The sequence below is a fragment of the Marinobacter sp. OP 3.4 genome, from assembly GCF_036224885.1.
Classification (GTDB): domain Bacteria; phylum Pseudomonadota; class Gammaproteobacteria; order Pseudomonadales; family Oleiphilaceae; genus Marinobacter.
Window position 1 is genome coordinate 326,432 of sequence record NZ_JAVVLT010000032.1, and the last position, 13,179, is coordinate 339,610.

Annotated in this window: 11 protein-coding genes and 1 pseudogene; 6 read left to right on the plus strand and 6 right to left on the minus strand. The window is 58.4% G+C overall.

All coding sequences use genetic code 11. The features are described from left to right. Position 1: 1 nt before the first annotated feature. The 4 genes from RO069_RS06720 to typA form a co-directional block, all read right to left on the minus strand. On the minus strand, positions 2 to 1,114 hold the full coding sequence (locus RO069_RS06720) for a porin (RefSeq protein WP_264995411.1): 1,113 nt from the start codon (positions 1,112 to 1,114) through the stop codon (positions 2 to 4). A 492-nt stretch (positions 1,115 to 1,606) separates the two neighbouring features. Further along, positions 1,607 to 2,050, minus strand: a complete 444-nt coding sequence (gene dtd / locus RO069_RS06725; protein ID WP_328186174.1) for a D-aminoacyl-tRNA deacylase — start codon at positions 2,048 to 2,050, stop codon at positions 1,607 to 1,609. Between the two features lie 129 nt (positions 2,051 to 2,179). Next, positions 2,180 to 3,142, minus strand: coding sequence for a prolyl aminopeptidase (gene pip / locus RO069_RS06730; protein WP_328186175.1), 963 nt, complete (start codon positions 3,140 to 3,142; stop codon positions 2,180 to 2,182). Between the two features lie 164 nt (positions 3,143 to 3,306). Continuing rightward, positions 3,307 to 5,121 carry a translational GTPase TypA gene (typA, locus tag RO069_RS06735; RefSeq protein ID WP_328186176.1) on the minus strand — a complete coding sequence of 605 codons (1,815 nt, stop codon included), beginning with the start codon at positions 5,119 to 5,121 and terminating at the stop codon, positions 3,307 to 3,309. A 548-nt stretch (positions 5,122 to 5,669) separates the two neighbouring features. Between typA and glnA the strand changes: the two genes are divergently transcribed. The 4 genes from glnA (at position 5,670) to ntrC (ending at position 10,577) form a co-directional block, all read left to right on the plus strand. Next, positions 5,670 to 7,073 (plus strand): glutamate--ammonia ligase, encoded by a 1,404-nt coding sequence (gene glnA, locus RO069_RS06740; RefSeq protein WP_328186177.1) that lies wholly within the window; start codon positions 5,670 to 5,672, stop codon positions 7,071 to 7,073. Between the two features lie 157 nt (positions 7,074 to 7,230). Further along, positions 7,231 to 7,755, plus strand: coding sequence for a DUF4124 domain-containing protein (locus tag RO069_RS06745; protein ID WP_328186179.1), 525 nt, complete (start codon positions 7,231 to 7,233; stop codon positions 7,753 to 7,755). A gap of 312 nt (positions 7,756 to 8,067) precedes the next feature. After that, a complete protein-coding gene (gene glnL / locus RO069_RS06750) occupies positions 8,068 to 9,153 on the plus strand; it encodes a nitrogen regulation protein NR(II) (RefSeq protein ID WP_328186180.1) in 1,086 nt (361 codons plus the stop codon). Beyond that, positions 9,150 to 10,577: a nitrogen regulation protein NR(I) gene (ntrC, locus tag RO069_RS06755; RefSeq protein WP_328186182.1), complete on the plus strand. Its 1,428-nt coding sequence runs from the start codon at positions 9,150 to 9,152 to the stop codon at positions 10,575 to 10,577. The genes glnL and ntrC overlap by 4 nt, the downstream gene beginning before the upstream one ends. A 120-nt stretch (positions 10,578 to 10,697) precedes the next feature. On the opposite strand, the gene ssb is transcribed toward ntrC, so the two are convergent. Together ssb and RO069_RS06765 are read right to left on the minus strand one after the other, a co-directional pair. Further along, positions 10,698 to 11,249, minus strand: a complete 552-nt coding sequence (gene ssb, locus RO069_RS06760; protein ID WP_328186184.1) for a single-stranded DNA-binding protein — start codon at positions 11,247 to 11,249, stop codon at positions 10,698 to 10,700. Positions 11,250 to 11,333: 84 nt separating this feature from the next. Continuing rightward, the gene (locus RO069_RS06765) at positions 11,334 to 11,927 is read right to left on the minus strand and encodes a hypothetical protein (RefSeq protein WP_328186186.1); all 594 of its coding nucleotides are present in this window, start codon (positions 11,925 to 11,927) and stop codon (positions 11,334 to 11,336) included. Positions 11,928 to 12,132: 205 nt separating this feature from the next. Between RO069_RS06765 and RO069_RS06770 the strand changes: the two are divergent. Then, a pseudogene (locus RO069_RS06770) lies at positions 12,133 to 12,921 on the plus strand (IS3 family transposase); the annotation flags it as partial. A gap of 30 nt (positions 12,922 to 12,951) precedes the next feature. Beyond that, positions 12,952 to 13,155 (plus strand): integrase core domain-containing protein, encoded by a 204-nt coding sequence (locus tag RO069_RS06775; RefSeq protein WP_442915346.1) that lies wholly within the window; start codon positions 12,952 to 12,954, stop codon positions 13,153 to 13,155. Positions 13,156 to 13,179: the final 24 nt, after the last annotated feature.

A 13,179-nucleotide genomic window follows, 5' to 3' on the forward strand; every position in this document is an offset into this window, starting at 1 on the left:
ATTAAAAGAGGTAAGCGCCACCGATATTCAGCTCATTGTAAGCGGAATCGTAAACGTCACCTTCTTCGTCGTTACGATGAAGGCCTTCAACATACACATAGAGGTTGTCGGAAACGTTATGCAGGGCCTGGGCGGTGATGTTAGACGACTCCCTTTTACCGTCACCAGCACCGTCCACATCGTCTTCTTCCATTTCGTAAGACAGCGTGAAACGCGAGGCGCCCATGGTGTAAATCCCCTGAACGCCGATCAACTCCTCGCCCAGACCGGTGTTTTCTGCCACGTTACCAAACGACTCCGCAGACTCAACCGGGTCAGCGCCGAACGATTCACCAGCGGCTGCCACAGACTCATCCCCTTCCTGGGTGGAATAGAACGCATTCAGCGACAGTGCATCCGTTACAAAAAAGTCAACTCGGACACCATAGGTGTTTTCGTTGTTTGCGGCGCCATCATTTGAGTCCATAGCCAGCGCCACGGCAAACCGGTCATGCTGATATTTCATGCCCAACTGGTACGGATACTTGTTGTCACGGCTCTGGCCGTTTTCGTCCCGCTCGCTTTTGCCGTCAACCTGCATAACACCATGCAGGGTCAGCCCGCCGAAGCTCGGTGACACGTACTGAATCAGGTCGTCTTCGCCGGTAGTCCAGTTGGCATAAAAATTCCCGTTACCAACTTCATAGTACCAGTTGCCATAACCACCAATCAGGGTTTCATACTGGGAATCGTCGGAACCAACCCACACTTCACCGAAATTCCCGCGAACACCAAGATAGGCTTCGTCGGTTTCGATAGTTTCATTGGTCTCGCCTTCAGTTGGAAAGAAACCTTCCAGCTCAAGCTTTCCGAAAGCTTCGACTCCCGGCATGATTTCGTGGCTGCCACGAATCCCCAGAGTAGAATAAGTGTAGTCTGTCAGTTGACTTCCTGAACCCTCGAAATCCTCATGATCCGAGTTGGTGTACATCATCTGGACGTTACCGTAAATCTCCGGCATGGCGTCCAGGCGAGCGTTCAGCTCGGAGTACTCTTTGCTGGTCGCGGCCGACACGACTGTCGGAGCAGCGACCATGGCAAAGGCGATGGCTGATGCAATAGCTGTTTTTTTCATCTTATAGCTTCCTTTTGAGTTAACTCAGGTTTTTAGCGACGGGCCTGACCCGCCTGTCAGTCTCAGTACACCCGCCATCGCCAGCTCACGCTGTGAAAGCGGGGTGATGACGTCAGGCTTCTTCTCGCGGAGCCCTTCACAGTCAATCACTTACAAATCCTTCTTAAAGGATTATCTGGTTAAAGATTGTTGTAATACACTTTCCAGAATTTTGCAAATTTTTAACCAACATTTATTGGCAAATGATGGTAATTTCAGGTAAGGCATGTAAGTTTCGGCTTTACGTCCTTAAACAAGATCAAGGCCACTACCTGGAAAGGGTCTACAATTCAGAGAATTAGGGACTAAAGAATTGTGGGAGCCCTTCTGCCTCCACCCTAACCGCACCAGTTTAGAGCACCTTTTGCCGTTCCGCCTTGTTCCCGCACATTAAGTGAGCGAATCCAGAAGTGACGAGACTGTAACGTTAACACTTCGCAATCACAAGTTGGCTCAGACACTCAACAAAAAAGTCACCGGCCCGTCATTCACCAGGGCCACTTTCATATCCGCCCCGAACCGGCCCTTTCCTACCCGGGGCTCGCCCAGCTCGGCAACGGACTGGCGCACGAACTCGTCCACCAGGCGGCTCGCCACCTCGGGCGCAGCCGCGTCGGAAAACCCCGGTCTTGTTCCCGACCCGGTATCCGCCGCTAGCGTGAACTGGGGAACAATCAGGAGAGCGCCGCCACAATCCACCAGGCTGCGGTTCATACGGCCCTGTCCGTCGGGAAACACCCGATATCGAAGGATCTTGCGGAGCAGGGTTTCGACCTCGCCGGTTGTATCCTTGCGCTCAACCCCGAGTAACAGCAACAGTCCTTTGTCGATGCTGGCGATCGCCTCGCCGTCCACCGACACACTGGCCTGGGTTACCCTCTGGATCAGTCCCTTCATGACGTCCTTGAAACGGGGTTGGTTTGAAGACGGACCGGATTCTATAGACGGAGTTATCCGGGCGCAAGTGGCGTCACGGTCGGTGCTCTGATTTTGAAACTCGCGTGACCCAGATCACAACAAAGAGCCTCAGGCCAGCCGCGGCTCCGCCTGACGGGAGACGGTTTCCACCGCTCTTATCAGCGCGTCGACAATCGGTGGCTCCGAAGCCGAATGCCCGGCGTCCCGGATTACGCGCAGCTCGGCCTGCGGCCACGCTTCGCTGAGGGCAAAGGCGTTATCCAGTGGGCAGACCATGTCGTAGCGCCCATGAACAATCACCCCGGGTATATCCGCCAGCCGGTGCGCATTCGCCAGTAACTGGCCGGGCGCCAGGAAGGCGTTGTTCATGAAGTAGTGGCACTCGATGCGGGCAAGCGCAATGGCCGTGTGGGGATGGGCAAAATGCTCCACCACCCTCGGGTTGGGGTGCAGGGTCGCACACCGCCCTTCCCACACCGACCAGGCCTTGGCGGCCTGGATCTGCTCCAGCTCGTTGTCGCTGGTCAGCCGGCGGTAATAGGCAGACACCATGTCGGCCCGCTCGTCTTCCGGAATCGGGGCCACGTAGTCCCGCCAGTAATCCGGAAAAACGCGACCGGCACCGTGCTGATAGAACCACTGGATATCGTCAGGGCGACACAGGAAGATCCCCCTCAGCACCAGTCCCAGCACCTGCTCAGGGTGGGCCTGGGCATAGGCCAGGCTAAGGGTTGAGCCCCAGCTGCCCCCGAACAGCATCCAGCGATCGATGCCCAGGAATTCCCGCACCCGTTCCAGATCCTGCACCAGTGCCTGGGTGCTATTCCCCTCCAGTTCCGCCAGGGGCGTCGACCGGCCCGCCCCGCGCTGGTCAAGCAGGATAATGCGGAAACGCTCGGCATCGAAAAAGCGCCGGTACCAGTCCTCGCAGCCGCCACCGGGACCGCCGTGGATAACGATGACAGGTATGCCGTCGGGATTACCGGATTCTTCCAGGTACAGCTCGTGGGGAGGCTCCACCGCCAGCCGGTGGCGGGCATAGGGTTCGATGTCCGGGTAGAGGGTCAGCATGGGGGCTCCTTTTGGCACTACAAGGAGTCTAGCCGAGATTGGCGGGGGGATTCATTTTTATAAGCCTCTCGCCCTTGAGGGGGCCAGCCTGCGTCTGTTCTGCGCTTCGCTGGCCCCGTCAAGGGCGAGGGTGTCGACGTCACTAGCCGGGAATAACCCGGGGCTCAGCTCTTCTTGCCGGCCCGCTTGCGGTCGTTCTCGGTCAGCAGCTTCTTGCGCAGCCGGAGAGACTTGGGCGTCACCTCGACCAGTTCATCCTCATCGATGAACTCCAGGGCCTGCTCCAGGGTGTGGCGGATCGGAGGCACCAGGCCGATGACCTCGTCCTTGCCGGACGCACGCATGTTGTCGAGCTTCTTGGCCTTGGTTGGGTTGACCACAATGTCGTTGTCGCGGCTGTGAATACCGCACAACTGCCCCTCGTAGATCTCGTCACCCGGTGACAGGAACAGCTTGCCCCGGCTTTGCAGGGTTTCCAGCGAATAGGTCATCGCCGTGCCCTTGGCCATGGAGATAAGCACACCGTTCTGACGGCTGCCCATGGCACCTTCTTTCAGCGGTCCGTAGTGGCTGAAGGTCGAGGTCAGGATACCGCTGCCGGACGTCATGGTGAGGAAGGCGTTACGGAAGCCGATCAGGCCACGGGCCGGAATCACGTATTCAACACGCATGCGGCCCTTGCCGTCCGGGATCATGTTGGTCATGTCGCCCTTGCGCAGACCCAGTTGCTCCATCACCGGCCCCTGATGCTGCTCTTCGATGTCGACGATAACGTTTTCGTAGGGCTCCTGCTTGACACCGTCGATTTCACGAATCACCACTTCCGGGCGACCGACCGCCAGCTCGAAATTCTCACGACGCATGTTCTCGATCAGCACCGACAGGTGCAGTTCGCCACGACCGGAAACCTTGAACTTGTCGGCGGACTCGCCATCCTCGACCCGCAGGGCCACGTTGTGCAGCAATTCCTTCTCCAGGCGCTCCTTGATGTTGCGGCTGGTGATGTACTTGCCTTCCTTGCCGGCGAACGGGGAGTCGTTGACCTGGAAGGTCATGGACACGGTGGGCTCGTCCACGGTCAGGGCCGGCAGGGCCTCAACCGCGTTCTGATCGCACAGGGTGTCGGAGATGAAGAGCTGATCCAGGCCGCTGATGCAGACAATATCGCCGGCCTGGGCCTCGTCCACTTCCACCCGCTGGAGACCGGAGTGGCCCATGATCTTGAGGATACGACCGTTGCGCTTGTTGCCATCGGCACCAATCGCGGTCACCGGCGTATTGGTCTTCACCTTGCCGCGAGTAATACGACCGATACCGATAACACCCAGGAAGCTGCTGTAGTCCAGCTGGGAGATCTGCATCTGGAAGGTACCATCCGGATCCACCGCAGGCGCCGGTACGTGATCGACAATGGCCTGGAATACGGCATCCATGTTGTCGTCCATGGCCTCGTGCTCCATGCCGGCGATGCCGTTCAGGGCGCTGGCGTAGACCACCGGGAAATCGAGTTGCTCCTCGGTGGCGCCCAGGTTGTCGAACAGGTCGAAGACCTGATCCACCACCCAGTCCGGACGGGCGCCCGGACGGTCAATCTTGTTGACCACCACGATGGGGCGCAGGCCGGCATCGAAGGCCTTCTGGGTCACGAAACGGGTCTGGGGCATGGGGCCGTCGATGGAATCCACCACCAGCAACACACTGTCCACCATGCTCATGACTCGCTCGACTTCACCACCGAAGTCGGCGTGGCCCGGGGTGTCCACGATGTTGATGTTGTAATCGTGCCACTTCAGGGCCGTGTTCTTGGCCAGGATGGTGATACCGCGTTCCTTTTCCTGGTCATTGGAGTCCATGACCCGCTCGTTCTCAAGTTCCTTGCGGTCCAGGGTGCCGGACTGGCGCAGCAACTGGTCGACGAGGGTGGTCTTCCCATGGTCAACGTGGGCAATAATGGCAACATTTCTTAGCTTATCAATCACAACAGGTTTCCTGAGGCATGTCGGGCGACCTGAGAGGGTCCACAATGCGCGCCCGACCTGTCGGCCGGCCCACATACCGTCTCAAATCCGGAAAATGAATGCTTGTCACCGGCAGTGAGGCCGGTATCCTGCACTTGGAGTCTTCAACGAGTCTTTAGCAGGCGCGCGAAGTATATAGGAAACAGGGTGTCGTTAATATGAAGAAAAACGCCTATTCTGTTTCGGTGCACCTTAATGCCAGATGCACCACAAGTGATCACCCAGACCCTGATTTGCACCACTATAGTGCACAACAAAGGTCCCTCGACCAGGGCCTGCCCCAGCGGAGAGCGTAAAGAGCCCTCCCAGAGGCCGTGGTTGCGCTGTTCTGGCGCGCCAACAAAAAACTGGCAAGCAGTTTGCATTTACTTACGCAGCCGACTATCAGGGCGGTACGGAACCGCTGACACCGCTGATACCAACGATCGGACCGCAGCAACGCTGAACGATCCGGCACAACGAACACCGAAAATCGCCCGCAATCCGGGTTAACTTACGGAGTAAGCACAATGTCCAAAACGATTGATCTGATCAAAGAACACGAAGTCAAATGGGTCGACCTGCGATTCACTGACAGCCGTGGTAAAGAGCAGCACGTCACCCTGCCGGCCACCGAAGTGGACGAGGATTTCTTCACTGACGGCAAGATGTTCGATGGCTCTTCAATTTCCGGCTGGAAGGGCATTAACGAGTCCGACATGATCCTGATGCCGGACGACAGCACCTCCGTACTGGACCCGTTCACCGAGGAAACCACCCTCAACATCACCTGTGACATCGTGGAGCCCTCCACCATGCAGGGCTACGAGCGTGACCCGCGTTCCGTTGCCAAGCGTGCCGAGGAATACCTGAAGTCCACCGGCATTGCCGATGGCGCCCTGTTCGGCCCGGAGCCTGAATTCTTCGTGTTCGACTCCGCCCGCTGGAGCGTTGACATGAAAGGCGCCATGTACGAGCTGTACTCCGAGGAAGCCGCCTGGGTATCCGGCGAAGACTTCGAGCGCAACAACATCGGCCACCGTCCCGGCGTGAAAGGCGGCTACTTCCCGGTTCCCCCGGTGGACAGCCTGCATGACCTGCGTGGCGCCATGTGTGCCGCCATGGAGTCCATGGGCCTGGAAATCGAGGTTCACCACCACGAAGTGGGCACCGCCGGCCAGTGTGAAATCGGCGTTGGCGCCAACACTCTGACCCGCAAGGCCGACGAAGTACAGATCCTCAAGTACTGCGTGCACAACGTGGCCCACGCCTACGGCAAGACTGCCACCTTCATGCCCAAGCCCGTGGTTGGCGACAACGGTTCCGGCATGCACGTACACATGTCCCTGAACAAGGACGGCAAGAACCTGTTCGCCGGTGACGGCTATGCCGGCCTGAGCGAAGCCGCCCTGTACTACATCGGCGGTGTCATCAAGCACGCCAAGACCATCAATGCCTTCACCAACGCCTCCACCAACAGCTACAAGCGTCTGGTTCCGGGCTTTGAAGCACCGGTTATGCTGGCCTACTCCGCCCGTAACCGTTCCGCTTCCATCCGGATCCCGTATGTGAACAGCCCCAAGGCCCGTCGTATCGAGGTACGCTTCCCGGATGCGTCCGCCAACCCGTACCTGGCTTTCGCCGCCCTGATGATGGCCGGCCTGGACGGCATCCAGAACAAGATCCACCCGGGCGACGCCATGGACAAGGATCTGTACGACCTGCCGAAGGAAGAGGCCCTGAACATCCCGACCGTTGCCGAGACTTTCCAGGAAGCCCTGGACAGCCTGGAAGCGGACCACGAGTTCCTGACCCGTGGCGGCGTGTTCACCGAAGACATGATCGCCGGCTACATTGACCTGAAGCGTGGTGAAGTGGAAAAGCTGAACATGACCACCCACCCGGTCGAGTTCGAGATGTACTACTCTGTCTGATCCGCACCCGCGGAACAGCTGAGTCCGAGAAAGCCCCGCCCCGGCGGGGCTTTTTTGTGACTTTTACCTCACCGTAACCCGAGGCGACGTATGGCACATTGCATTGCCTTTCCGCTCTGTCGATAATCCCGTTATGGTCCATCACAAGGTTCTGCCCATGAAAGCATTGTTCCTGATTGCCGCCACGACGTCGGCATTGATCGCCCTTCCGGTCCAGGCCGAGATCTACCGCCAGGTGGATGCCGACGGCAACGTGACCTTTACCGACGAGCCGGACGATAGTGCCGAGCGTGTCAACGTGAAGCCGGCCACCACCATCACCATGCCAAAGCCTGAAACCGTCAAGGAACAGCTTGAGGAAGAGGAAGACGGCATTGGCGATCAGGATGCCTACGAGTCCGTCAGCTTTACATCCCCGGCGGATGAAGAGGCGTTCCACAGTGGCAGCGGCAACGTGGAGTTCCGGGTGACCAGCGACCCGGCCCTGCGCCAGGGCCACAAGTTTGAAATCACCCTGGACGGCCAGCCGGTGGGGCAGACCAGTTCCGGTTCCGTCACCGTCAACAATGTCTTCCGGGGCACTCACAACGCCGGTGTCAACGTGATCAACCCGGAAGGCAAGCGCATCTACACCGGCGACAAGATCACCTTTACCGTCCATCGCCCATCCGTGCTTAACTGATATCCTCCGTCTGGTCCAGGCCCATTGATCCGCCGGGCCAGACGGCACGCCAGCCCTGTTTTGACCCCACCCTCGAGAGCCGCACCATTTTAGTGCGCTCGCACCAATAAACAGCCATACTCTGTTCCGACAGGGGGCGTTTCCAGCCGCCAATAAGCACAGGTCGTCCCCGTCCGCACCAGGCTACAGCGGACAGCCAGCGGGCTGGCGGCACCCCTGCCCGCAAATGGCGCATCATCGAAAGAAATCGCGACGCGATCTCAATTCTGGATCGGTTTTTGCAGCAGCCAGCCCATCAACCGAGGGAGATTCATGTCAGCCGTTACGGAATACAAGAGCATACTCGACAGCCTGACCACCGCCGTGATCGTTGTGGACAACAACCTGCGAATCGACTATCTGAACCCCGCCGCCGAGAGCATGCTGGAGACCAGCCTCTCCCGGGTTCAGCACGTCCGTCTGGCCGACCTTCTGCTTGAGACCAACCAGTCCCTGGATACCCTCCAGGCCGCTGCCGAAACCGGCCAGACCTACACCCGTCGTGAGGCGGAGTTCCTGCTGGCTACTGGCAACCGCCTGATTGTGGACTACTCGGTAACCACCTTCGGCGCGGACAGTAGCCACCTGCTACTGGAAATACAGCCCCGGGACCGCCTGCTGCGCATCAGCCGGGAAGAGGACCTGCTGACCCAGCAGGAAACCACCCGCATCCTGGTCCGCGGCATGGCCCACGAGATCAAGAATCCCCTGGGGGGCATCCGTGGCGCCGCCCAACTGCTGGACCGGGAACTGTCCGACGACAGCCAGAAGGAATACACCCAGGTCATCATTGACGAGGCGGACCGGCTTCGTGGCCTGGTGGACCGCATGTTGGGCCCCAACCGGGCACTGAAGCTGGCCGACACCAATGTCCACGAGGTCCTGGAGCGGGTGCGCACGCTGCTGGAGGCGGAGAGCCGGGGCCGGCTCAACTTCCGCCGCGACTACGATGTCAGCCTGCCGGAGTTCCCCGGCGACAAGGAACAGCTTATCCAGGCCTTCCTGAACATCGCCCGCAATGCCATGGAGGCCGCCTTCGAGTACCGCGACGGGCCCTGTAGCGACGAGCCTCCCACCATTACCTTCCGCACCCGGGTGCTGCGCCAGTTCACTATTGGCCAGAAACGCCACCGGCTGGTGTGCCGGGTGGATATTATCGACAACGGACCGGGCATCCCCCCGGACCTGTTACAGAACATCTTCTATCCCATGATCAGCGGTCGGGCCAATGGCACCGGCCTGGGGCTGTCCATAACCCAGAGCATTATCGGGCAGCACCACGGCCTGGTGGAGTGTGAGAGCGAGCCGGGCTCGACCGACTTTATTATCTTTCTGCCGCTGGAGGAGACCACGCGATGAGTCAACCGGCAAACATCTGGATCATTGATGATGACCGCAGTATACGCTGGGTGCTGGAACGTGCCCTGACCCAGGCCGGCATGGAGCCCCGGGTGTTCGAGAATGGCGACAACGTCATGATGCGCCTGGAACACGAGGAGCCGGATGCCATCATCAGTGACATCCGCATGCCGGGTATCGACGGTATTGCCCTGCTCTCCCGGGTGGTGGAGGATCACCCGGATGTACCGGTGATCATCATGACCGCCCACTCCGACCTGGAGAGCGCCGTCACCAGTTACCAGAGCGGCGCCTTCGAATACCTGCCCAAGCCGTTTGACGTGGACGACGCCGTGGCCCTGGTCAAACGTGCCGTGGCCCACAGCCACGAACGCCGGGCCAGTGCCGAACCCAGCACCGAGTCCCCCCACCGCAACGCCGAGATCATTGGCGAGGCGCCGGCCATGCAGGAGGTCTTCCGGGCCATCGGCCGGCTGTCCCACTCCAACATCACGGTGCTGATCAACGGTGAAAGTGGTACCGGCAAGGAACTGGTGGCCCAGGCGCTGCATAACCACAGCCCCCGGTCCAGTCATCCGTTCATTGCCCTGAACATGGCCGCCATCCCCAAGGACCTGATCGAATCGGAACTCTTCGGCCACGAGAAGGGTGCCTTCACCGGCGCCGCAGCCGCCCGTCAGGGGCGGTTCGAGCAGTCCAACGGCGGCACCCTGTTCCTGGACGAAATCGGCGATATGCCAGCGGATACCCAGACCCGGCTGCTGCGGGTACTGGCGGATGGCGAGTTCTATCGGGTGGGTGGCACCACGCCCATCAAGGTGGATGTGCGCATCATCGCCGCCACCCACCAGGACCTGGAAAAGCTGGTGGACGCCGGGGGATTCCGGGAAGACCTGTTCCACCGCCTCAATGTCATCCGGGTGCACCTGCCCAAACTGGCGGAGCGCCGGGAGGACATCCCGCGCCTGATGCAGCACTTCCTGAAGCGTGCGGCCAAGGAACTGGCGGTGGAACCCAAGGTACTGCGCCCGGAGGCGGAGGAATACCTCACCACCCTGCCCTGGCCTGGCAACGTGCGCCAGCTCGAGAATACCTGCCGCTGGCTCACCGTCATGGCCAGTGGCCGCGAAGTCCATATCGACGACCTGCCACCGGAACTGATGCAGCAGGCGGAAGCCCCCGCCACCGGCCAGACCTGGCAGGAAGGCCTGCGCAACTGGGCGGAACAGGAACTACGCCGGGGCAAGAAGGGCATCCTCGACACCGCCGTGCCGGAGTTCGAGAAAATCATGATCGAGACCGCCCTCAAGCACACTGGCGGCCGCCGGCGGGACGCCTCCATCCTGCTGGGCTGGGGCCGCAACACCCTGACCCGCAAGATCAACGAGCTGGGGATGGATCATGAGGAGGTGGACGAGCACTGATCCCGGAACCACGCCTGCCCGCATAGCGTAACACCAGTCACAAAAAAGCCTCCATACAATGGAGGCTCTTTTGGTCCGGCTTAAGGATGGGCCGTTTGTCTGGCCCGTTACCCGTTGTTTTCAGAACGGAATATCGTCATCAAAGTCATCCACCGGTTCCGGCATGCTGCCCTGACCGCCACCAGGCTGGCTGTAACCACCGCCCTGGTTGCCGGCGGGAGCCCCATAGCCGCCGCCCTGGGGATTACCCTGGGCCGCCGGCTGCGGTTGTGACTGAGGACGCCCCTGGGGAGCACCCTGATTCATCCCGCTGTTGTCACCGCCCCGGCTGTCCAGCATCTGCATCTGACCGTTGATGTCCACCACCACTTCCGTGGTGTAGCGGTCCTGGCCATCCTGACCCTGCCATTTGCGGGTCTGCAGCTTGCCTTCGATATAGACCTTGGAGCCCTTGCGAAGGTACTGACCCGCAATCTCGGCAATCTTGCCGAACATGACAATCCGGTGCCATTCGGTCTTGGGGACCAGTTGACCGGTCTGCCTGTCCTTGTAGCTCTCGTCGGTGGCCAGGTTCAGGTTGACCACCGCGTTGCCGTTTGGCGTATAGCGGGTTTCGGGGTCCTGCCCCAGGTTCCCGATCAGTATGACTTTATTCACAGACCTATTGCCCATATCTTTTGTTTCCCATTTAAGAACAAAGGGTTATGGCAACACCTCAACAGTTTTACTATACTTTTGGCGTCGCCCGCAATTTTTTCACACTTGGCGCCTTCGGTAGGCGACGAAACTAGAGCGGTTGATCTCGGCCATGTAGCGCTCAACCTCAGCCTCAGACCTTCGAAGCCGCGGGTCATTCCGATACTTCAAAGAGTAGCGTCGAGACTGCTTCTCAAAATCATCAACAGCCCCACCAGTGAGCCGATTGATCATGGTAGCAAGAACGTACAGCTCGTCCTCTTGAGCAGCAATAGTATTTTTGTCACCACGACGATCTGTAGACACTCCTTGAAGCATTGATTCTTGCTCAACAATCTGATCCACGAGCTTACCGTTCTCTTCTTTCAACTCAGCAATGGTTTTCCTTAAACTCGCCAAAGTTTCGGAGCGAATCTTTCGACCTGCCTTCCTAAGCTGACCAGCAGCAGCTGCGTCAATCATGCGCAACAAGTTTGCGTGAACGAACTCTTTAGTATTCGTATTCCGCCTGTAGAGCGTTGTCTTACCAACAGGTTTTCCATCGTCGAACCGAGCGTTCTCAATGACAGCACTTTTCGTGATTTTCTTCCCCTCTTTTTCGAGGAACTGCAACGATTCAACTATGGCTCGCTGAAACCGTTCTTTTCTGCTCATTTGCCCGGCTTTCTCAAAGGTGATAAAGGAAAACAACCGAAAATGCTATGATTTCAAGACCCTAAACAATCCATCAAGTACCAATCGTGAGTTCCAAATGGTACCTGAAAAACTGACCTTCTAGCCACTCTCCTGCCGCCACATTGAAGCCGGTTCCTCCGTTGGTCCTAATATTCCTGGGAAAACAGTGTGATTCTGTACCGGTGTCAGCATCCGAAGGGCTTGCCGAATCGCTGGCATCAGTGACTCTGTGTACCGGTATCGGCCGGACTCCTCCCGTGATGAACCTGTGTTTGCAGCGCTTCAAAGCGCGACTGAGAGCCATCCAGACTACGGCTTCAGCAAACTGTTCAAGGTGCTGCGACGCTGGAGTCATGGATGGAATCCCAAGCGGGTCCACCGGCTGTAGTGTGCACTCAACCTGAATAAACGACGACAGGGCAAGAAACGACTCCCGACACGAAACCCGGAGCCATTGAGCGTACCAACTACCGTCAATCGATGCTGGTCCATGGATTTCATGAGCGACAGTCTGTTCTGTAGTCGCCGGTTCCGGACGTTTAACGTAGTGTACGACTTTAACCGGGGGTACTGGCTATCGAGGTTGACCTGAACCTGCCAGCACTGAGGGTCATAAGGGTTCTAGAACGCATCATTGCTTGGCTAGGCTACCCGGCCAAACTACGCATGAATAACGGTCCTGAGTTCATCTCGATTGCTTTGGCAGATTTGGGCTGAACAACACGGTATCGAACTGGAGTTTATCAAGCTTGGTACCACAACCCAAAATTCGTATGTTGAGCGCTTCAATCGGACTTACCGGGACGAGATCCTGAACATGTCTGTATTCCGGAACCTCACCGAGGCCCGAGAACTGACCGAATCCTGGATGATAGAATACAACTATGAGCGCCCCAACGATTCACTGGAAGGCCTGACGCCATGGGAATACCTGGCGAAACACCAACGGGCGGAAAACTCTAATCAGCAGTGAAACTGTAACAGGGATGTTTACAACGCCACTGTGGAGTCATTCAACGGCCGACTCCACCAGGAATGCTTGAACGAGACCTGGTTCATGTCACTGACCGATGCCGAACAGAAGATTGAGGCCTGGATAACGCTCTATAATCAAGTCAAACCCCAGTCCGCACTGGGGTGGTCTTACGCCGGCTGGCTACGCCCGAAAACACGCGGTTGGCAAGCCCCCGATATCCTAGACGCCTGACAGCTGCTTAAAATACTGCTTTTC